Below are 20711 nucleotides of genomic sequence, written 5' to 3'. Positions count from 1 at the left end.
CTTTTGGAAGGCGAAGGCTCCGAACCGCAACTGACTCCGGTAAAATCAAAGCTGAAGCTCAAGTCCCACGGGGCAATGATCAGAGCCCATGGTTTCAGAATATATATATGCATCGTTAACCATATCCTTGAGACACTCCGAAACACAGAAGTAGTCAATTCTCCAGCCTGCGTTTTTCTCTCTGGCCTTGAACATGTATGACCACCAGGTATATGCTCCGGTCTTGTCGGGATATATAGCCCTGAAGGTATCAATAAAGCCATTGTCCAGCAGTCGGGAAAATTTTTCCCGTTCCTGGTCGGTAAACCCCGCACTGGTTCTGTTGGTCTTGGGGTTTTTCAAATCTATCTCCCTGTGGGCAACATTCAAATCCCCGCATAAAATTACAGGTTTTTTCTTTTCCAATTCCTTCAGATAAGACCTGAAATCATCCTCCCATTTCATCCTGTAATCCAATCTTTCAAGCTCCCGCTTGGAATTTGGTGTGTATACATTAACAAGATAAAAGGACTCAAATTCCAAGGTAATGACACGCCCTTCATTGTCATGCTCCTCCAGGCCTATACCGCAGGAAGATGCAATGGGCTTTGTCCTGGTAAACACGGCAGTCCCTGAGTAGCCCTTTTTCACGGCATAGTTCCAGAACTGGTGATAACCCTCAAGCCCAAGTTCTATCTGCCCTTCCTGAAGCTTACTTTCCTGAATGCAGAAAATATCCGCATCCGACTGCTTGAAAAAGTCCAAAAAACCTTTGTCCATACATGCCCTCAGGCCGTTTACATTCCATGAAATAAGCTTTAGCATATGTTTATCTCCCGATATTTTTATATTTTAAGTTGCAGTTTTTAAGTCAGAATATCACTACAGAATTGTATACCAACAAATGCCGGCTGTGAATCACCAGCAGGTGCATTTAAAAAATGAGGTTATGTACTTAATTCCTGATCTATAGTATAGCACAGCCTGTCTCCCGCCACAAACACCAGTTCCCGGCTATTTTTTTCCAGGCCCGCCAAAGCCTTGAGCAATTTTTATAAAACACACATCCAGCCACTTTACATTCATAGCCTGCTTATACCAATAATTTTTGTCTATGCCTGATTTCTGACTGATGAATTCCAGCGCCCCAATAAGCTCTTCATTGTCGGTAAGTGGCTTGATTTTAATATATCCCGACTTTCCCTTAAGCGGCACCATATACCAACTGCCGTTTAAAACAGCCTGTATGTTGGCTGTGCCTCCTGCCTCCAGCCTGCCGACGGCCGCTGAGGTCTCATCGGGCAAATCATATATGGTTGTGGCCGCAGGAACAGTTTTGACTGCTTCCTCAAAGCTTATTTTAGTATCGTTATAATCCTCGGAAAAATATTTGAGCCGCCCGAAGCTATTGAAGGTATCGAAAACCTGTGTATTGACAACACCGTAAAAGGTTCCCCGGGCATGGGTAATCCTGTTGTCTCCGGTGTACACCCCGCAGTGGACTATCCCCGAGTTGTCTGTATTTTTGAAGCAAAGGTCACCGGGTCTCAGTTGACTTCTGTTGACCGGCCTGCATAAAACAGAGTAGATACTCTGGGCAGAATAGTCCGCAACGGCGGGAATCAGACCCATCCTGCGCAGTGTATAAACTATAAGTCCCGAACAGTCAAAGTATTGATAACCTATCCACTTTTCAGCGGAATAGTTGCTATAATAATATTTGGACCTGCCAAAGGTATTTACCAGCTTTGCCAGCGCTTCTTTTGTCAGGGGCTGCCCGCTTTGTCCCCCATAGACGTAGCCCGCTCCTATCTTTGAATTGATTATTGCCAAAAACTCCTGCAGCTTGTTCAATGCTATCCACCCTTCCCCTATTCTGCTTTTTCATATTTGTTTGATTTCTGTTTCATATCTACATGATATGAGGAAGACAAACTGCATGTTATCGTATTATTGAATTTTTAATAACCTGCCATGTCAATTGCAGCTCCCGCCTGCTGCTCATGCCTTGAGCAGCAGGGATATATCAAACGAGAAATATTTTTCAAGCATCCTGTTCTTGTCAGGCAGGCAGATAGGTATCTCCTGTCCGCTTCGTATCATAAAGCTGTTTTCATTGAGTTTTATGACAGAGTTGGTATTTACCAGAAAGTTAGGGTGGCACTTTATGAATTTTCTGCTGTCCAGCCTGCTTAACAGTTCATCCAGCCCTGCTCTGGTTTTAATGAGAAAATCATCTGTATGTATCACGCTCACTTCGCTTGAATTCTCAATATACTGTATGCTTTGTACAGGCACTTTCACTGCGGCGTTTTCGGATAATACCTCCAGGCTCTGGCAGTTGTTTGATTTTGTTGAACGCCTTATGGACGACCTTACACTGCTTTCTTCCATGGGTTTGACAAGATAGCTTCTGACTCCCAGCTCATATCCCTCCCGGAAATGCGGTTCAAGCTCTGTCAGAAATACCAGAATAACATTGGCATCAATTTTCCGGATGCGCTTTGCACATTCTATCCCTCTTTCTGCCGACTCATACATATCCAGAAACACCATATGATAAGCATCCGGAGTGATGACCTCCAGCAGTTCCTCACAACTGCCGTATTCGTCGATATGACAGTCGCAAAGCTGCTCAGAGCAAAATCTTTTTATATATTCCGAGAGTGTGGCCCTGTCCCTCGGAACGCAATCGAATACTGCTATATTCACCGTTTTACCCCCTTATTGAAAAATTTCAAGTCATTTCTCTGAGGTCTATGCTATATTCTTCAGATAAATAGGCTTTACAGGTGCATAAATAACAATTTAAACCTTAAGATTACTAATATGGAAATATTATACAATAGCTTTAACCATATTACAATTCCATAGTTTACTAAAGTGATATTTTTAAGCTGCAAATTATCCCTGGCACAAAAAAACAGGGCCCTCACCTCACGCATTTATCTGCTGATCCGAGCCTGCCCTGTTTTCCTTGAAAAGCTTATTCATCTTGAATTACAAGCAACTATATATATTTCACCTTTGGCCCGGAGGCTGTGTCCTCAACAACAATACCCCTTGCCTTAAGCTCATCTCTTATCTCATCGGAGCGCTTCCAGTTCTTTTCCGTCCTGGCCTGCTGTCTTTCCTCTATCAGCTTCTGAACCTCCTGGCTGATTTCAGGTTCTTTTTCCTCACTGCTCTTCCTGCTGAAATCAAACCCGAATATTTTGTTCATTTTATTCAGCAACTCATATATCTGACGGGACTTCCTGCCGTACCTCACTGCATTCCACGCTATTCCCAGTGCTTTTGGTATGTTCAGGTCATCATTTATGGCCTCTTCAAAATCATTGAGGAATTCATTAATAACAGCAGCCTCCACGGTTTCCTCCCCATCCTTGTGGGCAAGAGCACCCTCCACAAACCTGTCATAGGCCACCTGCACCGACTGCATTACCTCCCAGGTAAAGTTGAGCTTGTTCCTGTAATGTGCATTAAGGCACATATATCTGAAGGCCAAAGGGTCAAAACCCTTCTTTTTAAGGTCCTCTATGGTATAGGTATTGCCCAGGCTCTTTGACATCTTTCCGTTATTGACCATCATAAATTCGCCATGCATCCAATAGTTGACGGCAGGCTTCTCCAGAAGCGCTTCTGACTGTGCTATTTCATTTTCGTGGTGTACCGGAATGTGGTCAACTCCACCTGTATGAATATCAAATACATCGCCCAGGTATTTGCGGCCCATGGCGGAACACTCGATATGCCAGCCGGGATACCCCATTCCCCAGGGGCTGGGCCACTGCATTATATGCTCCTTGGGGGCCTTCTTCCACAGGGCGAAATCTGCCGGGTGGCGCTTCTCCTCATTGACTTCGACCCTAGCTCCTGCAATCTGTTCTTCCAGATTGGCCTTTGACAGCTTTCCATAAGACTGGAATTTTTGTATGTCAAAATAAATGCCGTCGCTGGTTTCATAGCCAAAGCCCTTGTCTACAAGGCCATTTACGAAATCCAGCATTTCAGATATGTGTTCGGTAGCCTTGGGTACTATCTCAGGCACCTCTATGTTTAAAGCCTTTATATCCTTCATGAATACACCGGTGTAATACTCGGCAATTTCCCAGGGAGTTTTCTTCTGCTCACGGGCACCCTTGAGCATTTTGTCTTCACCGTCGTCCTCATCGGATACCAGGTGGCCTACATCTGTTATGTTCATAGCGTGCTTCAAGGCATAGCCGTTATATTCCAGCACTCTTCTGAGCATATCCATGAATATATAGGTCCTTAAATTCCCGATATGGGCAAAGTTATACACCGTGGGACCGCATGAATAAATTCTTACCTCTTTATCATTAATCGGCTTAAATTCCTCTTTTTTTCTGGTAAGCGTATTGTAAACCTTCATCCGTACCTCCATTCCCGTGCTTTAACGCGGTAAAATATATATCTTTTTAAAACAATAACCTTCTAAAACATGCCTTTTAAAACAATGCCGCTTAAAACATTGATTTCTAAGCAATAACCTCATAATCTAAAAACAGTTAAATCGTAAATCTCCCTGTCCTCTTAACTACTTGTTGTCATCTGCACCGGCATTAACAGCATCGCCCTCATTGTCATTATTGCCGCCCTTGCGGTCACCGGTCTTCCTCTTTGCACACAAGCTCTCTTCTCCCGTTATGCGGCAATTTTGCTCAATATGCGAAAGCCTGCTTTCCAGCCTGCATATTTCCTGCGAAATTGGGTCGGGCATATGTATCTGGTCAAGGGATTCCGAAGGACTGACCACTCTCTTGTCGCCTTTTTTGACAGTCCTGCCCTTAACACCCACAACCGTCGAATATGGCTCAACCTCAAAGGCCACAAATGTATTTGCACCAATGGTGGAATTGTCCCCTATCTTAAAAGGGCCAAGAACCTTTGCACCAGCACCTATAAGGACATTGTTACCCACAGTTGGATGTCTTTTTGCGCCTTTGTCCTTGCCTGTTCCTCCCAGAGTCACTCCATGGTATATTGTACAATTATCTCCGATTTCAGCCGATTCACCTATTACAACACCCATCCCGTGGTCGATAAACAACCCCCTGCCTATCTTGGCGCCCGGATGGATTTCTATGCCTGTCAATAGCCTGGCAAACTGTGATATGAACCTGGCTATAAAAAATCTTTTCTTTTTGTAAAACCAACGAGCCGCCTTATGATAAACCAGCGCATGAAACCCGGGATAAAGCAGAATTACTTCAAGGGTACTTTTTGCAGCGGGGTCACGGCTTGCTATTAATCTGGCATCATCTAGTAAATTGCCCATATTACCTTCCTTCTATTTATGTTTTCAAAAATACACATATAATTATATTCTCATTAGTACCCAAATTATATTTTTAATATCAGCCTGTGTATTTTAAACAACAATTTGAATATCATCATATCGGTTATAGACATTTTAACAGTTTTAAAATTCTATGTAAATAAGTACATAAATAAGTAGGTTGAGTCAGGTTTTTTGAGCAAAGCGAAGGGGCATTTCTGCCCCCCTATGCTTTAATTAATTCCCAAAATGGCGTCCCCAGTATTTTGACACCTAGCCCAAGCTAGGTGGGTGTCCCGGTGGTATCTTCAGTCTTCCTTCGCCGTTGCACATCGTTCACGCCGTGTGTCGGAATTACCCAAGGCCTGACATGGTACACCAAACAGCAGACTCCCTTATTACAGATGTAGGTTCAAAATAAAAGGTTTTATTCGCTCATTTCAGGATAACTTATTAACTTTATTGATAAGCCGTAATAACTCAAATCCTATTGTTTACTGCTTTATAGCCCTATTATAGCACCTGTGACCTGTAATGTAAAATATTTAAAAAAATTATTAGGAGAATCTATCTCTCACTATCTTCTGTTATCTATCTCACATTTAATTTATTTGCTAAATCCTTTGGTATTTGTTTTTGCTAAAGCCCGGAATAATCCTGTATATGGCCTTGATAGGCATATTGCACAATGCTGCCTCGTTCCTCACAACCGGCAGGTACTCCTCTGGGAATTTCAGGCACAGACCGCACCCGCCTTTGGCCACATTGCATGGAGTCGATACTACATCGAATTTATATCCTTTTCTCTCAAGAGCGGATTCCAGCTTATATACATAATTACCTGTTTCCAATATTGCTATGCACTTCATAAAACCACTCCGTCTGCTCAAAATTATATTATGTGCCACTCTTGCTGCCATACTACATAATATAGCTGCAGACAGTAAAAAGTTCCGTCTGAATCACTAAGACATCCCTATTCTGTTAAGCCTTGCATGGTAAAACAGGTACTGCTGGGCATAGCCCTTAAGCCCGCCAAAATTGCTGTCTGCAAGCTGCTGTATTTCCTTAAGGCCTGCTTCCCTTTTGAAGTAAAGCTCCTCCATTACTCTTTTGACCCAGACATCCGTAGGAAAGACATCAAACTTCACTCCGCTGAATAGCAGTATACAGTCGGCAACCTTCGGACCCACTCCCGGCAAGGTCATAAGGGCTTTTCTGGCCCCATCCGTATCCATACCTCCCAGACCTTCGGCGGTAATCTTTCCGTCCTGCATAAGGCGGGAAGTCCCTAAAATGTATTTGCACCTGAAACCCGCCTTGCACTGCTGCAATTCCTCCAGGGTAGCTGCTGCAAGGGCTTCCATACCGGGAAACCCGTAATGCTGCCCTTCGGCCCCGATCCGTTCTCCCTTGAGCATTGACAAGGACTCCACGGTCTTCATTATTCTCGGAATCATGTTGTTGGCGGAAATTATAAAGGAAATCAGCATCTCCCAGAAATCCTGCCTGAGAATCCTTATTCCATAGCCCGTTTCTATTGCCTCCCTCATGATGGGGTCCTTTTCCAGAGCTGACTTTATACCGGAATAATCCGTACCCAGATCAAAGTAGTCAAACCATATGTCAATAAAATCCTGTATACAGGAATTCTCAATATACAGCACATCTCCCTCCTGGCTTACCCTGGCACTTTTCCCCCTGACAACCCCCTGGTAGCTCCCGTCCTGAAGCCTTATCCACCTGAAACATTGACCACACTCAAATATATGTGTCAGATTAAAATCCCTGATATTCTTTACACTCAGGCAACCGCCCTTTTCCTCAAGCCAATAACCCCTGTAATCCATCTGAATCTCCCCTTCTCTCAAAACCGTCTGTTGTAAATGCTATTAGGTTTTTACCCTTTTATGACATGTTAAATCATTTTTCTACGGGTAAGTTGATAATAGTACCCCAATTATAATTAAAGTGGTATAATTCAATATTGTAATACATCTTGCAAAACAGAGTAAATGTCAATATATTGTTTAAAAATATACTTGGGAGAATGCATATGAAGGAAAAGATTTACACAATACCTGTAACAGATGCCTTTGCAGTAGACTGCGAGTGTCCCCTCTGCGTGATGGAGAAAAAGCTGGAGGAGGAAAGTGTGGATTACGCCCTGGGCCCTGCCCTGATGGAACCTGACAAGAGGCAGGAAACCAACGATCTGGGCTTCTGCACCAGGCACTATGAGGCTATGTATAACAAACAGGTCAATCGTCTTGGCCTGGCTTTGATGATAGATACCTTTCTTCAGGAAAAAATCGGCGCTATGAAAAAGCTTTATGAAGGCAAATTATCAGCCCTGGAAAAGGATGCCTCCGCATCTCTGGTGAAAAACCTGTCCAACAGGCTTTCCTCAAAGCAGACCGATTCCGAAAAGCTTGTAGCAGAGCTTGTTGCACAGCTTGACTATATTGAGGACAATTGTGCTATTTGCCGTAAGCTTGAACACACCATGGACAGATATATTGATGTTATCTTCTATCTTTACTTCAAGGAGCCGGAATTCAGAGCGAAATTTCATGGAAAGAAGGGCTTTTGTCTCAGGCATATGAAACAATTGCTTTCCGCATCCAAAAAGTATCTTAATGCCAATGAAACTGCAATATTCACCAGGAATCTGATGGAAATGCAGCTTGCCAATTTGGAGCGGATTGAAAAGGAAGTTGACTGGTTTACAAAGAAATTCGATTACAGGTTTAACGATGCACCCTGGGGAAATTCAAAGGATGCGGTTATAAGAAGCATTCAAAAAATAAGAGGAAACAGTGACCTGAAATAGTAACATTTAAGTGTTGTCTTAAATATTATGTAAAGTAGATAGATATTTCTATCTGACCTATGAGCACCGGGAAAGATTGCCACCCCATCCCCATCCTGTACCGGTCCTCCCCCTGGCACAGCAATCAACGTCGAAATGACTGCACTACCAGGTGTCCGGAATACCAGACCTGGATTGACACCGGACACTTAAGACGAAAATGATTTGGATTGTTATAACCCTTAAGGTGCTCATAGGTAATAAAAAGTCCTGTCAACTCCTTCGACTACTTACCGATTTTTGACAAGTCATAAGGTGTTTCCTGATATACATAATAATTCAGCCAATTCAGGAACAAAAGGTTTCCATGGCCCCTCCATCTGACTACGGGCGGCTTGCAGGGATCATCCCCGGGAAAATAGTTCCTGGGTACATTTATTTCAAGACCCTTTTCCACATCTCTCACATATTCGTCCTTTAAAGTCGACGGATCATATTCGCTGTGACCGGTAGCAAAAATATGCCTGCCGTCCTTTGAAGCGACCAGATATACACCTGCTTCTTCCGATTCCGATAAAATCTCAAGCCGGCTGACCTTGCAAATATCTTCTTTTCTTATCTCCGTGTATCTGGAATGCGGCACGTAGAAAATATCATCAAAGCCCCTGAGAAGTTTTACATGCTCCTTGCTCTTGTTGTGGGGAAAAACTCCGAACATTTTGTTCGGAAGGTCATGTTTTGGTATACCGTAGTGGTAATAGAGCCCCGCCTGCGCCCCCCAGCAGATATGTAAGGTGGAGTACACGTTCGTCAGGCTCCAGTCCATGATTCTGGTAAGCTCCTCCCAATAATTCACCTGCTCGTAAGGCAGTTGTTCCACTGGTGCACCCGTTATTATCAAACCGTCAAAATGTTCATTCCGTATCTCCTCGAAGGTTTTGTAAAACTCCATCAAATGCTCCTCGGGAGTGTTTTTTGAGACATGGGATGCCGGATACAGCAATACCGTTTCAATCTGCAGCGGGGTATTTCCTATCAATCTCAGAAGCTGTGTTTCAGTTGTTATCTTTGTAGGCATCAGATTCAGTATCACTATTTTAAGAGGCCTGATATCCTGATGATATGCACGGTCCTCAAACATGACAAATATATTCTCATTATTCAGTATTTCAGCAGCAGGTAAATTATCCGGTATTCTAATAGGCATATTATCTCCCATCTACGCGCATAGCGCGTACACAAATAGTAATGAAAGGCACGTAGTGGCTTTCGCTGCGTGAAATCCACTTTGACTTGCCACATGTATCTTTCACGCTGCTTACCCAGGCCTTTCCGCTCACAAATACTCAGCTGAACCGCGCTTGCCGTGAGCCTGGCAAGGCATGACCAAATTTGCATTTTTACTGTAAATCACAAGGTCGTTTTTACTGATGATATAAATTATATAATTAAGAAATAAAATGTCAACTGTTAACACATAACCATTTAATTCAAAAGCCCCCGGTTTTCCCCATAACCAAAGAGCTGCCGCAAAAGGACACCAAGTGTAACATATGCTCGCGATCCATGCTTTAAGCAAATATTACAATTGTTTTCTTTTTGTCGGCAGCTCCTGTATTTTTAGACAAATACGTAAAGTTTGTTATTTTATCTTCTCCAAGGCCTGGCCAAGGTCATAAATCAAGTCATCCGCATCTTCTATACCTACTGAAAGGCGTATGGTATTTGGTGTGACTCCCGATTCCAAAAGATCATTTTCGGAGAGCTGGGAATGTGTGGTCGTGGCAGGATGAATAACCAGGGATTTTGCATCGGCAACATTTGCCAGCAGTGAAAATATTTCAAGACTGTCAATAAGCTTCTTAGCTTCTTCAATTCCTCCCTTTATTCCAAAGGTGAATATGGAACCGGCACCTTTTGGAACATACTTCTGAGCCAACTCGTAATATTTGTTGCTCTTGAGACTGGGATAGTTCACCCATTCAACAAGAGGATGCTTTTCCAGATACTCGGCAATTTTCTTAGAGTTGCTTACATGCCGTTCCACTCTCAGCGACAGGGTTTCCAGCCCTTGTATAAACAGGAATGAATTAAACGGGCTGATTGCCGCTCCCGTATCCCTGAGGAGCTGGACTCTTGTCTTTGTGACAAAGGCAACCCCGCCAAGCTGTGAATATACTACTCCGTGATAGCTTTCATCGGGCTGTGTAAAGCCGGGGAATTTTCCGCTGGCCGCATAGTCAAACTTTCCTCCGTCCACTATCACGCCTCCGATGGAAGTTCCGTGGCCGCCGATAAATTTGGTTGCCGAGTGAACAACCACATCGGCGCCAAACTCTATTGGTCTCACCAGATAAGGTGTTCCAAAGGTATTGTCAACGATAAGGGGAATCCCATTCCTGTGGGCAATGGCTGCAACAGCTTCAATGTCTATTATGTTGGCGTTTGGATTTCCTATGGACTCAATGAATATTGCCTTGGTTTTATCATCTATTGCCTGTTCAAAGTTTTTAACTTCATCCGGATTGACGAAGGTTGTTTTTACTCCGTATCTGGGGAGAGTGACCGCAAAGAGATTATAAGTACCGCCATATAAAGTATTTGCCGCTACAATGTTGTCTCCTGCTCCGGCAAGGTTCAGAACGGAGTAAGTAATTGCCGCAGAACCCGACGCTACTGCCAGAGCCGCAGAACCGCCCTCCAAGGCTGCTATTCTTTTTTCAAATACATCATTTGTGGGGTTCATTATTCTGGTATAAATATTTCCAGAAGCTCTCAGACCGAACAAATCTGCTGCATTTTCAGCATTTTCAAAAACATAGGATGTTGTCTGGTATATGGGAACTGCCCTTGATCTCGTGGTAGGATCCACTTCCTGCCCGGCATGTACCTGTAAAGTATCAAAACTTAACTTACGGCTCATATGGCCACCTCCTGTTAATTCCTAGTATTAATATAAGTTTAATAATATATTGATAATAATATACCTTTGTTTACCAATTAAGTCAATACACAATTATTATTCTCTTGATAAATTTACTTATAATTTTTTCGCCTGATGAGTTATACCTCAGTAACCAGCAGAATCATAGGGCCTTTTTATTTCTGAAGACCCATAACAGGATTATAACTGCCATTACCGAAACAGCCGGTATTACCGTAATATATCCCGCTCCCCAGGTGTCAACCACCATTCCCGAAAGCCAGCCCGCCAGTACGGCACCCATTGAGCCAAAAGCCATTGTCAGTGCAAGGGCACTGCTGCTCTTATCTCCGGTTATGGTGGTTATCCAGGTAACCAGCAAAGGGTAAAACGGCGCAAAAGCAAAGCCTGATATGCCGATTAAGACAATTGCGGCAGTCTGCCCCGAAAATATGACCCCCGTCAGTGCCGCAACTGCAAGAATACCGTTTGCAATGAGAAGCCTCACCATATTATGTTTTCTCAGGAGCCTGACCGAAATAATCCTCCCTGCAAGCATTGAAACCCAGATAAGTATGCTGGCCAGTATTCCTGAAATCCTTCCATAACCCTGATTCTCAAAGTAAATAGGCGCAAAGCCCCATATGCCTATCTCGGCACCCACATAAAAAAACAGGGCAAAGGGCGCAATCAGGTATGAGGGGTTTTTCAGGGCTGTCAGGTATACCCCCGGACTGTTCTTCCCCACTTCTGCCTCAGGTGCTTTCTCTTCCCTGTATAAAAGGGTTGCAAATGCTATAACAATGCAGCATATGCCTATGATATGATACGCATATCTCCAATTGTCAAACAGCTTAAGCAGAATGAGCATTATAACCGGAGTAAGTACCGCACCTGCTGTAAAAAACAACTGGACAAAGGCGTTAATCTTTTCTGCTTTTCCAGGATTGTAATTTGTTGACAGATATGTAATCCCATTCTGGGCGATGCTTCCAAAGGCACCGATCAGAATAACTCCGGTCACTGCCATCCAGTAGTTTGCGGCCGAGCCGAATAAAAAAGCCGAAAGGCCTATTATCCCCAAGGACAGGCTTAATATCCCAAGCTTGCCGAACCTGTCAAACAGAAGTCCTCCCAGCAATACTGCCATTGTAAAACCAAAGTATTGTATGCTGACCAGGCTTCCCTGCTGTAGCGAGGTCAGGCCTATCTCTTCCTTAAGTCTGGGCAAGGCCAGTCCTGTAGATGTCAGAATCATTGCCATCAACATCATCTGGTTGCACAGTAAGGCTATACTTGCTTTCCTTGTTTGCTTCATGAATGTCTCCTTATACAGCAATGCTTTGTTTTTAATATTATCATAATTATTTATGATTATTTTTACGTTTATTTCGTCGTAGCTTGCCACAGCCTACCACTCCACTCTGTTTCTCCCGTTTTTCTTAGCCAGATACAGCTTTTCATCCGCTGCTGCAATTACATCTTCAATCTTGCTGTCCCTGGCATATCTTCTGCAACTGACTCCAAAGCTTGCAGTTATTTTTATCTCGCTGTTCCCGCTGGGTATGGCTTTGTGCTCAATCCTGCTTCTCATATTTTCGGCGATTTCCAGAGTCATTTTAAGAGTCGCACCTGGAAGACAAATGAAAAACTCCTCCCCTCCATATCTGGCAACCCAGTCTGTCTCCCTCCTTATACACTCCTGCAGTGTTTCTGCCAGTGTTATCAGAACCGTATCTCCTGCAAGATGCCCGTAGGTATCGTTGACTCTTTTATAGTGGTCGGCATCTATCATTATTACCGACAAAAGCTGCTGAGAGACCACAGCCCCCATCAGCTCCAGGGGGAGCTTTTCGTTGATATATCTTCTGTTGTACACGCCTGTGAGAGCATCCCTGACAGCAAGGTCATTCATCCTGTCTATTATCGAATATATCTCCCCGTTGTCGCCGCCTGTTCCATCACTGAAGGTCATACTGCCGGTTGCATCCTTGAGAAATTCCACCACTATGCGGCCGGATTTTGTTTCAAGGGGTACGGCTGTAGTCATGTATACCTTTTCGGCTGCACATTCTATTTTTACAAAGGATTGATTTTCAACATATGCCCGCATGGATATGCAATTCTCACAGGTTGTCTTATTCCCCCAGAAAGCAAAGCAGTTTGATTTCTCAAAACCGGGCAGCCTTCCGGCCTGGCCGTCCAGTGCTTCCATTTTTATTATCCTGGACCTTAACGGATCTATAAATCTTGCATATTCATACATATTCCTGAGTATTCCCATGCAGGAAAGTATCTGCGAAAACTCATCCTCCTTCAATTGCTGCACCTCCATATAGCTTATTAAGCATATCCACGGTTAGCTTCTGTCAATACAGATATTTTAACCATATTAAAGAATAATAGAAGGCGTGCAGGCTTATTTTCTTTTGATGGATGAATCCCGGATTATCAATTCAGGTTTAATTATTTGCCTGATACCACTTTTTGCATAATAGGGCTTTTCCAGCATTTCCAAAAGCGTCCGTGCAGCCAGCTCTCCAAGCAGCTCCTTGGGATGACTGACAGAGGTCAGCTTTACCGGGCAGCTTGTGGCATAATAGGAATCGTCAAACCCTGTTATGGATATATCCTCCGGAACCGATATTCCCATTTCGGAAAGTTTTTCATAGACTCCAAAAGCCGCCTGGTCATTGTAGCAGGCTATGGCATCTATTTTTTTGCCTTCCTTTAGCATAGCCTCAACTTCAGCCTGGGGCTTGATTTTCCTGTCCTCCGTATGAAACCAGATTACACTGTCGGGATCATATGGCATTTTACTCTCCTCAAGGGCTCTTACATAGCCCTTATGCCTCTCAATACCCTGCACATCGTCTGCTTTGAAAATTCCTGTAATCTCTTTGTGTCCAAGGTCTATAAGGTGTTTTACCGCAAGATACATCCCGTACTTGTCGTCAAGGACTATATGGGGCTTGTCACTGAGCAGGGGGTATACCCCGTGTATGAACAGATAGGGAATGTTGTGCTCATCCAACGCCCGGTAAAAAGCTATGTTGTCCGTGAAAACCGAGCTTTTTGTGGGCTCGATTATAAGCCCTTCCAGGTCCTTGTTAAGTATTTCCTGCAAATACTGTGCTTCCTTGTCAACATTGTTGTCGGTATTTTTCAGCATAATACTGTAGCCCCGCTCCGAAAGTACGAAATCTATCCCCTGGATAACTCCCGGAAAAATGTACTCTGAGATATAAGTGGTCATTACCCCGATATTTCTGGAATTAGTCCTGCTTTTGCTTCTATCCTTGCAAAAGGTGCCTCTTCCGTGCTCCGTATAAAGGTATCCTTCATTCACCAGCATTGAAATGGCTTTCCTGACGGTATGCCTGCTGAGGGAAAGTCTTTCAGCCAGTGTGTTTTCCGAGGAAATCCGCTCTCCCGGCTTTATTCTGCCCATAATAATCTCTTCTTTGATAAAATCCTTCAATTTTGAATATTTATTTTGACCCGCATCCTTTTGAACCATAAAATATACCTCTTTTTTTACTTGTACATACAACTTATAAAAAATTATATAGCAATAAACCATGGATTATCAACAAATATTCATTTTGCCGGTTATTTTGAGCATAAAAAAACAACAGCCATTCATCTTCGACTGACTGTTGTTTCTTATATGCCATACATTTTATCCCTGCCTGCTGCCTGCCTTGAACATGTGCTCCATATCTGCGGGATTTTCCTTTGCGGTAAGTTCCAGAGGCAGTATTTTATGTACGGCCACCTCCATATTATCCAGGGCAGAGTGGTATTTCTCCACAAACTGCCTTGAAAGCTTATCTTTAAAAAAACCGGGAAGAAATTTGTTCATCAACTGTGAAAGTGCCTGGGTTTTCTCCTCCATATCCTCTACAAGCTCAGCTTTTCCAAAAATCATCACACTGAAATATGCGGTGTCACACTTGCTGGGAACGTTATCTGCAACAGTTCCCAATTCTTCAAATATATTAAAGCATACCTGGGGATTTTTTATGAGAATATGATTTTTCTTCCCGCTTCCCATTCCATGTATGTAAATACTGCCTTTCCAGTAAACATAATTCACTGGTATGGAATAGGGCTTCCCCTCCAGGTCACACATTCCAAGAGTCCCCACTCTGCTGTCCGTTAAAAATTTTTCTATTTTTGTTTGATCGCTGCAAATTCTCTGCTTATATCTGATTTCTTCCATGCCCGTTCCTTTCCACTGCAAAGCAGCCCCAGCCGTTCAAGAAAATCTGCCATCAGGAGGTTGTCGGCTTTTACACAACCCATTCTTTGATAAATTTGCTCCTTTGACTGTACATAGCTTCCACCGGACATTTCATCGGCACAGCCCTCCATAAGCGAAACAATGCCTGCCTCGGTGCATTCCATATGAAACTGAAACCCTATAACCCTGTCACCGTAAATAAATGCCTGGTTAGCACAGCCCTCGCTGCTGGCGATTGAAACTGCCCCTTCCCCCAGCTTGCTGAAGGTGTCGCCATGCCAGTGAAAAACCGTAAGTCTCTCCGGAAAACCTTCAAAAACCTCAAAGCTTTTGGCCTCACTGTTAAAGTCAACCTCAAACCAGCCGATTTCCCTCTGAGGATTCCTGGTTACCTTCCCCCCCAGAACATCTGTAATCAACTGGGCTCCAAGGCAGATTCCCAGAACCGCCTTATGGTTCTGTATGGCCTCTTTTATAAAACTTTTCTCATATTTCAGCCAAGGGTATTTTTCTTCCTCGTAGATGTTCATGGGGCCTCCCATAATAAGCAGGAGATCAAACTGGTTCAAGGGGGGTACTGCTTCATGGTTATACAGTTGTGTACCCGTAAGGCTGTGCCCCTTTTCCCTGCACCATTGGGAAATGAATGCAGGACCTTCAAATGCCACATGCTGCAAATAGTGAATTCTCATAGGAATACCTCCCAAGACTATACGGCATCTTCACCGGTTTCACCGGTTCTGACCCTGTATACCCCATTTATGGGGAGTATGAATATTTTCCCGTCTCCGGGGTTGCCGGTCTTATTGGCCCACATTATGGCATCAACAGCTTTTTGAACCTCGTCATCCTTTACTATCAGGGTAATGAACCTTTTGGGCACCAGCCTGTGCACTTCCGACAGGGTTTCTGCAATTCCCGGAGTCTTGCGGGCAATTTCCAAAGGTGTAGCCTGGGCAACGGTGAAATTCACCTTTTTCTTTCCTCTGCCCAGCACTTTCCTGCAGGTGATGGAAGGAAAACCCGCCGCAAGCAATGCCCTCTTTGTCTGATTCACCATATTCAAACGTACAATAGCCATAACTTCCTTCATAATCACAACCTCCCACCTAAAGTGTCTCACTGCTCGAACTTATCGTATATGCCTTTTCCACCGGACTTACAAATATTTTGCCGTCTCCGAAAGCCCCTTGCTCTCCTGTTTTGGCAGTTTTCATAATAATGTCCACCATAGTTTCCTCGTCCTCATCATTTATTATGAATAGAAGCATTTCCTTGGGAATTTCATCGTAGTAGACATCCCCAACCTTGACACCTTTTTGCTTGCCTCTTCCTACAACATCTATTCTGGTAACAGCGGGATAGCCTGCTTCACTGAGTTTCTCCAGCACCTCCGAAGCTCTTTCAGGCCTGATTATAGCCCTTAGCATCAACATATCAATTCCCCCAATCCAATTTGTTTTTGTACTTTTTTATAAGTTTTTTAAACCCTAGTCATTTCATGCCATGAACAATAATAGGGCCTCTTAATTCCTGAACTCACTAGAGTTTTCCAGCCTGGAAATCCTATCCTTGTCAAAAAGCAGGGCCACTTCCCTGCAAAGCCTGAGTACCCTGTCTCTGTCCTCAATTTCGGGTGCAGAAATCTCGAAGTCCTCCAGGGAGCATATCCGGAATAGTATATCCATGTCCCTGATCTGCCTGTTCAACTGCTCAGGGACAGCTACAACATTTTCAACAGCATCCATCAGACAGGTATAGTTATGGTTTCTTGGCGGAATCCCGTACAATTCGCACAAGGCCACCAGGTAGTATTCCAGTGCCACGGCTGCCACATTGAAGACAACGCTGTGGCACTGTCCTTCCTCCATAAACTGCACTGCCCTGCGGTAATAGGTTTTTGCCCCGCCGTACTTCTCTTCGAAAGACGGAAAATCAATATCCTCATCCATACATTCAAACATAGGTTCACCTTCTTTTATTGTCTACCATACGTTAAGCACCCATTCCTTGTTCCGTTTGTACTCCATATCAACAAACAGAGTGTTTGCCATTGCTTCTGCCAGCCACATTGCGCCTGCATAGCCCACTATGGGGTTTCTGTACTGTCCGGCTCTGTCATAGACAGGAAATCCCACTCTCAGCATGGGCACATTTTGGTCTATTGAAGTAAATCTTCCCTTTGAATGTCCCAAAATCAAATCAAGCTCCAGACCTTCGTTTTTGATTCTGTTTTCCAGCTCCCACAAGTCTGCATTTGTAACAATCTCCATATCATAATCAACATTTTCCTGCAATTCCTTTATGCGAGGATCATTTTTATAGGTGGTGTTATCATCCCCCAGGAGCAAAAGCATGGGCTTCATCTCCATATCCAGGCAGAATTGGGCAAGACCTACTACAAGATCTGCACTTCCGTATATTGCCACCTTCTTATCTGCCAGGAACATGTGTGCAACATCGGTTATGGCATCAATTGCAATACCCCTTTCCTTCACCAGCGATTGTGGTATTGGTTTTCCTGTCATTGTGCTCAGGTTCTTAAGAAATACATCGGTGTTTCTTATTCCTATGGGTGTGGGCCCAATAACAGCAGGCACCTCAAATTCACTTTCCAGGTATTCCGCCGCCTGACCGCCTTCGTATCTGTTGAGGGCAATGGTTCCCACGGCATTTGCTGTCCCTGCCAGGTCTTGTATGGTAGTGCTTCCGTGAGAGACATGATTCCCATCCGGCATAAGCGGGGAGTCAAAGGTTTCTATTTCAAAAAGCACTGTTGCATCAATGTCCATTTCCTTCAGAAGGTGTTTAAGCGCGGTTACATCCCCCGGATTTGCCCAGCCTGTTATGAGATTGATTTTTCCGTTGGGTTCACCCTTTTTTGCAAAATAACTGACAAAATCCCTGACCGCAACGTCATAGCCGCTTATCATACTGCCTTTGAAACTGGGGGCGTGTATGGGGATAAGATATACCTCCCTTCCGGGGTACTTATCCTTGAGGAGTCCGCTGTTCAGCTTCTTGACGACTCCATCTATATCATCTCCTATGACCTCGGTAGAGCAGGTGGTTATAATGGGAACCACCTTAACGTGGGGATACCTCATAAGCAGTACGTCAACCGCCTCCTCCACCCTGTTTAAAGCACCAAATACCGCGCCATCCTCATGCAGCGATGAGGAGGCTATTTCAAAGCTTTCCTTGTAATGCTGGGAGAACAGAAGTCTTACAAACATTACGCAGCCCTGTCCGCCGTGAACTATTCCTATGCAATCCTTAATGCCTATGCTGGCATACTGTGCTCCACAGGGCTGGCATGTGAATATCGGATTTATTACTCCTACTCTTTCCTTTTCTTTAAATACACAAGACATATTAACCTCCATTCCGCCGCTTTCGCACAGCGGCAAAAGATAATCACAAAAATCCCTTCACTCCTGTTTTCCTAATAGAGCGGATCCTTAAGCTCTTCATTCAGCGATCCGTGTATGGTCAGATAATCCATCTTTTCCTTGAGCTCCTGCATTATTGACTTAATCTCTTCCTTATTCATGTCCCCCAGCCATTGATATCTGCTTTTGAAGGCCTCTGCCAGAATTACGGCGTCCACCCAAAGGCATTTATCGGCAGGTGTATCCTTTTCCACGGGTTCATCACATAAAAGCTGCATGGTTTTTGTCAATATCCCTTCATTTTGCCGCTCTCTGTCCCATGCTCTGGAATGAAACTGCCACAGGCATTTCTTCATAATATAATCCAAGAGTTGCCCCAATCTATCCTTCTTTACATCTTCCATGAGTATCCACCTCCGTTAAACAGCCGACAATTGGATTTTAGCCGGAAATTCCGGGTAGGTTTTCTGGGACAGCTCTTTCAATATGTCATATTTACCCGTATATTCCTTCAATGTGGTTGAGTTCCTTACTTCCTCACTGAGCTCGGCATCCGAGAGGAGCCTCTGAGTCATGAATCCTCTGTCAGTGGGTATTTCATCCTTGCTTATATCCAGCATGGAAAGCTGGTGAATAGGTGAAAATATACCGTTATATACGTCACGGGCAAACCTTACCCAGCCTTCAAAGCCCTTCCAGGGTCCGTTATGGTATGCGTGGGCATTCAGATAAGGCACCCTGACTTTCTTTGCAACCTCACCAGGCCTTTTGCCGGTGAATATGATGTCGGGCTGAAGCATTTCCATTGCCTCAAGTCCTTCAAGCTCGTTTGGATCATCTATGGCGAGAGCGCCTTCCTCACATCTTGAAATTCCCTTTTCCATATCTCCCTGATGTCCGAACTTGGTGTAAACGGATACCACCTCAACACCCATTTCCTCATGTATGGCGTTTGCCCAGTGCCAGAGCTTTGAGCCGCCCGGCCAGAGACACACCTTTTTGCCTCTGAGCCTTTCCTTGTACCAATCCAGTTGGGGCTTCCACTTTGCTGTTTCTTCGGCAATGACTTGTTTTGCTCTGTCTTCTATTCCAAAAAACAGCCCTACCTTTCTCAGGGAAGCCGACAGCGGCTCAAAGCCGAAGCCGTCTATATCCAGTCTTGGCGTACCATATCTGACTCTCAGCTCATTACATATATATTCTGCTGATCGTGCACATTCCAGTACGTTGAGATCAGCCTTATGCATGGCTCTCAAATCGTCATAGGAACCGTTTCCGGTGAAGGTTGAAAGCACCTGTATTCCCATTCGCTTAAAATAGTCCAGCATTACCATCTGGTCTCCCTGAATGTTATATTCTCCAACATAGTTTATAACGTAGTCACTGGTGATTTTAGGTTCCACCGTTCCAACCTTCTGATTGATCCAGGCAATGTTGATTTTATGATGGCCTCCGGACTGGCTGGGCCCTCCAAAGCCCGGAGAGTTGCAGACAAAAATATCCACCTCGGGCATTTCTTCCATGACCTCATCAGCTATGGCATTCATATCATCACCGATAAGGGCTGATGCACAAGTCTGGTAAATAGTCATTCTCTTTATGTCAGGGAAGGCATTGAAGGCTTCGATTATATTTTTTTTCAAGACCTTCTCAGCCCCGAAAACTATGTGTTTTTCCTTCATATCTGTTGCAAAGGTATATTTGATCTGAAAATTGTCATTATCGCTGATATACCTTTTTGTCTGCCAGGTATCGTAGGTACAGCCCACAGGGCCGTGGCTCATATGAATTACATCTTTCATGGGCGTTCCGATAACGTGCTTGGCACCGCAGTATGCACATCCCCTCTCGGAGATGGTTCCGGGGATGGTATTCAAATATCCCAGGGGAAGTGCGTCGGCCAGAGTCTCACCCGGCCCCTTTATAACTGCATGTTTTTTTCTTTCCGGAATACATTTGCTGCAATTAAACTCATGATAAGGCATGACATATACCTCCTTTTCTTTGTAATCAATCTATCTCCATTAAACTTGAAAGCTTTTGCTCTCCATGCCTGC

At 44.1% G+C, this 20711-nt stretch carries 21 protein-coding genes and 1 other RNA gene; 1 reads left to right on the top strand and 21 read right to left on the bottom strand.

Annotation, left to right across the window (positions count from 1 at the left end):
• Positions 1-45: 45 nt before the first annotated feature.
• The 8 genes from CLHUN_RS02025 to CLHUN_RS01990 form a co-directional block, all read right to left on the bottom strand.
• On the bottom strand, positions 46-804 hold the full coding sequence (locus tag CLHUN_RS02025) for an exodeoxyribonuclease III (protein WP_080062898.1): 759 nt from the start codon (positions 802-804) through the stop codon (positions 46-48).
• Positions 805-993: 189 nt separating this feature from the next.
• Positions 994-1833 carry a C40 family peptidase gene (locus CLHUN_RS02020; RefSeq protein ID WP_080062897.1) on the bottom strand — a complete coding sequence of 280 codons (840 nt, stop codon included), beginning with the start codon at positions 1831-1833 and terminating at the stop codon, positions 994-996.
• A gap of 147 nt (positions 1834-1980) precedes the next feature.
• On the bottom strand, positions 1981-2691 hold the full coding sequence (locus CLHUN_RS02015; protein WP_080062896.1) for a LytR/AlgR family response regulator transcription factor: 711 nt from the start codon (positions 2689-2691) through the stop codon (positions 1981-1983).
• Between the two features lie 298 nt (positions 2692-2989).
• Entirely contained in the window at positions 2990-4375 is a 1386-nt protein-coding gene (cysS, locus tag CLHUN_RS02010) for a cysteine--tRNA ligase (protein WP_080062895.1), read from the bottom strand.
• A gap of 165 nt (positions 4376-4540) precedes the next feature.
• Entirely contained in the window at positions 4541-5281 is a 741-nt protein-coding gene (epsC, locus tag CLHUN_RS02005) for a serine O-acetyltransferase EpsC (protein WP_080062894.1), read from the bottom strand.
• A 237-nt stretch (positions 5282-5518) separates the two neighbouring features.
• Positions 5519-5731: non-coding RNA, 6S RNA (gene ssrS / locus CLHUN_RS02000), on the bottom strand.
• A gap of 164 nt (positions 5732-5895) precedes the next feature.
• Positions 5896-6150: a putative Se/S carrier protein gene (locus CLHUN_RS01995; protein WP_080062893.1), complete on the bottom strand. Its 255-nt coding sequence runs from the start codon at positions 6148-6150 to the stop codon at positions 5896-5898.
• A gap of 96 nt (positions 6151-6246) precedes the next feature.
• On the bottom strand, positions 6247-7131 hold the full coding sequence (locus tag CLHUN_RS01990; protein WP_080062892.1) for a DNA-3-methyladenine glycosylase family protein: 885 nt from the start codon (positions 7129-7131) through the stop codon (positions 6247-6249).
• 206 nt (positions 7132-7337) lie between these two features.
• Between CLHUN_RS01990 and CLHUN_RS01985 the strand changes: the two genes are divergently transcribed.
• The gene (locus CLHUN_RS01985) at positions 7338-8114 is read left to right on the top strand and encodes a DUF6062 family protein (protein WP_080062891.1); all 777 of its coding nucleotides are present in this window, start codon (positions 7338-7340) and stop codon (positions 8112-8114) included.
• Between the two features lie 265 nt (positions 8115-8379).
• Here CLHUN_RS01985 and metA read toward each other — a convergent pair whose 3' ends face one another.
• From metA to anfD, 13 genes are all read right to left on the bottom strand, one after another.
• The gene (gene metA, locus CLHUN_RS01980) at positions 8380-9300 is read right to left on the bottom strand and encodes a homoserine O-acetyltransferase MetA (RefSeq protein ID WP_080062890.1); all 921 of its coding nucleotides are present in this window, start codon (positions 9298-9300) and stop codon (positions 8380-8382) included.
• Positions 9301-9735: 435 nt separating this feature from the next.
• Positions 9736-11016, bottom strand: a complete 1281-nt coding sequence (locus tag CLHUN_RS01970; protein ID WP_080062888.1) for an O-acetylhomoserine aminocarboxypropyltransferase/cysteine synthase family protein — start codon at positions 11014-11016, stop codon at positions 9736-9738.
• Positions 11017-11179: 163 nt separating this feature from the next.
• Positions 11180-12424, bottom strand: coding sequence for an MFS transporter (locus CLHUN_RS01965; RefSeq protein WP_242656410.1), 1245 nt, complete (start codon positions 12422-12424; stop codon positions 11180-11182).
• Between the two features lie 3 nt (positions 12425-12427).
• Positions 12428-13336 (bottom strand): GGDEF domain-containing protein, encoded by a 909-nt coding sequence (locus CLHUN_RS01960; protein WP_165755627.1) that lies wholly within the window; start codon positions 13334-13336, stop codon positions 12428-12430.
• A gap of 99 nt (positions 13337-13435) precedes the next feature.
• Positions 13436-14536, bottom strand: a complete 1101-nt coding sequence (locus tag CLHUN_RS01955; RefSeq protein WP_080062886.1) for a GntR family transcriptional regulator — start codon at positions 14534-14536, stop codon at positions 13436-13438.
• A 162-nt stretch (positions 14537-14698) separates the two neighbouring features.
• Positions 14699-15241 carry a pyridoxamine 5'-phosphate oxidase family protein gene (locus CLHUN_RS01950; RefSeq protein WP_080062885.1) on the bottom strand — a complete coding sequence of 181 codons (543 nt, stop codon included), beginning with the start codon at positions 15239-15241 and terminating at the stop codon, positions 14699-14701.
• Positions 15190-15954: a type 1 glutamine amidotransferase gene (locus CLHUN_RS01945; protein ID WP_080062884.1), complete on the bottom strand. Its 765-nt coding sequence runs from the start codon at positions 15952-15954 to the stop codon at positions 15190-15192. Before CLHUN_RS01945 ends, CLHUN_RS01950 begins: the two co-directional genes overlap by 52 nt.
• Positions 15955-15971: 17 nt before the next feature.
• On the bottom strand, positions 15972-16355 hold the full coding sequence (locus CLHUN_RS01940) for a P-II family nitrogen regulator (RefSeq protein WP_080062883.1): 384 nt from the start codon (positions 16353-16355) through the stop codon (positions 15972-15974).
• 16 nt (positions 16356-16371) lie between these two features.
• Positions 16372-16698 (bottom strand): P-II family nitrogen regulator, encoded by a 327-nt coding sequence (locus CLHUN_RS01935; protein WP_080062882.1) that lies wholly within the window; start codon positions 16696-16698, stop codon positions 16372-16374.
• A 90-nt stretch (positions 16699-16788) separates the two neighbouring features.
• A complete protein-coding gene (locus tag CLHUN_RS01930) occupies positions 16789-17226 on the bottom strand; it encodes a HEPN domain-containing protein (RefSeq protein ID WP_242656409.1) in 438 nt (145 codons plus the stop codon).
• 21 nt (positions 17227-17247) lie between these two features.
• Positions 17248-18636, bottom strand: coding sequence for a Fe-only nitrogenase subunit beta (gene anfK / locus CLHUN_RS01925; protein ID WP_080062881.1), 1389 nt, complete (start codon positions 18634-18636; stop codon positions 17248-17250).
• A gap of 71 nt (positions 18637-18707) precedes the next feature.
• Entirely contained in the window at positions 18708-19058 is a 351-nt protein-coding gene (gene anfG / locus CLHUN_RS01920; protein WP_080062880.1) for a Fe-only nitrogenase subunit delta, read from the bottom strand.
• 15 nt (positions 19059-19073) lie between these two features.
• Entirely contained in the window at positions 19074-20639 is a 1566-nt protein-coding gene (anfD, locus tag CLHUN_RS01915; RefSeq protein ID WP_080062879.1) for a nitrogenase iron-iron protein, alpha chain, read from the bottom strand.
• Positions 20640-20711: the final 72 nt, after the last annotated feature.

The organism is Ruminiclostridium hungatei (genome assembly GCF_002051585.1).
Lineage (GTDB): Bacteria > Bacillota > Clostridia > Acetivibrionales > DSM-1351 > Ruminiclostridium > Ruminiclostridium hungatei.
This window is presented reverse-complemented; position numbering and strand designations above follow the sequence as displayed.

Coding starts and splice junctions, on each gene's coding strand:
- CLHUN_RS01945 (WP_080062884.1), bottom strand. CDS start 15,954: ATGAGAATTCACTATTTGCAGCATGTGGCATTTGAAGGTCCTGCATTC.
- CLHUN_RS01930 (WP_242656409.1), bottom strand. CDS start 17,226: ATGTTTGAATGTATGGATGAGGATATTGATTTTCCGTCTTTCGAAGAG.
- CLHUN_RS01940 (WP_080062883.1), bottom strand. CDS start 16,355: ATGAAGGAAGTTATGGCTATTGTACGTTTGAATATGGTGAATCAGACA.
- CLHUN_RS01985 (WP_080062891.1), top strand. CDS start 7,338: ATGAAGGAAAAGATTTACACAATACCTGTAACAGATGCCTTTGCAGTA.
- CLHUN_RS01970 (WP_080062888.1), bottom strand. CDS start 11,016: ATGAGCCGTAAGTTAAGTTTTGATACTTTACAGGTACATGCCGGGCAG.
- CLHUN_RS01935 (WP_080062882.1), bottom strand. CDS start 16,698: ATGTTGATGCTAAGGGCTATAATCAGGCCTGAAAGAGCTTCGGAGGTG.
- CLHUN_RS01950 (WP_080062885.1), bottom strand. CDS start 15,241: ATGGAAGAAATCAGATATAAGCAGAGAATTTGCAGCGATCAAACAAAA.
- CLHUN_RS01955 (WP_080062886.1), bottom strand. CDS start 14,536: ATGGTTCAAAAGGATGCGGGTCAAAATAAATATTCAAAATTGAAGGAT.
- metA (WP_080062890.1), bottom strand. CDS start 9,300: ATGCCTATTAGAATACCGGATAATTTACCTGCTGCTGAAATACTGAAT.
- CLHUN_RS02025 (WP_080062898.1), bottom strand. CDS start 804: ATGCTAAAGCTTATTTCATGGAATGTAAACGGCCTGAGGGCATGTATG.
- CLHUN_RS01990 (WP_080062892.1), bottom strand. CDS start 7,131: ATGGATTACAGGGGTTATTGGCTTGAGGAAAAGGGCGGTTGCCTGAGT.
- anfK (WP_080062881.1), bottom strand. CDS start 18,636: ATGTCTTGTGTATTTAAAGAAAAGGAAAGAGTAGGAGTAATAAATCCG.
- anfG (WP_080062880.1), bottom strand. CDS start 19,058: ATGGAAGATGTAAAGAAGGATAGATTGGGGCAACTCTTGGATTATATT.
- epsC (WP_080062894.1), bottom strand. CDS start 5,281: ATGGGCAATTTACTAGATGATGCCAGATTAATAGCAAGCCGTGACCCC.
- CLHUN_RS01995 (WP_080062893.1), bottom strand. CDS start 6,150: ATGAAGTGCATAGCAATATTGGAAACAGGTAATTATGTATATAAGCTG.
- anfD (WP_080062879.1), bottom strand. CDS start 20,639: ATGCCTTATCATGAGTTTAATTGCAGCAAATGTATTCCGGAAAGAAAA.
- cysS (WP_080062895.1), bottom strand. CDS start 4,375: ATGAAGGTTTACAATACGCTTACCAGAAAAAAAGAGGAATTTAAGCCG.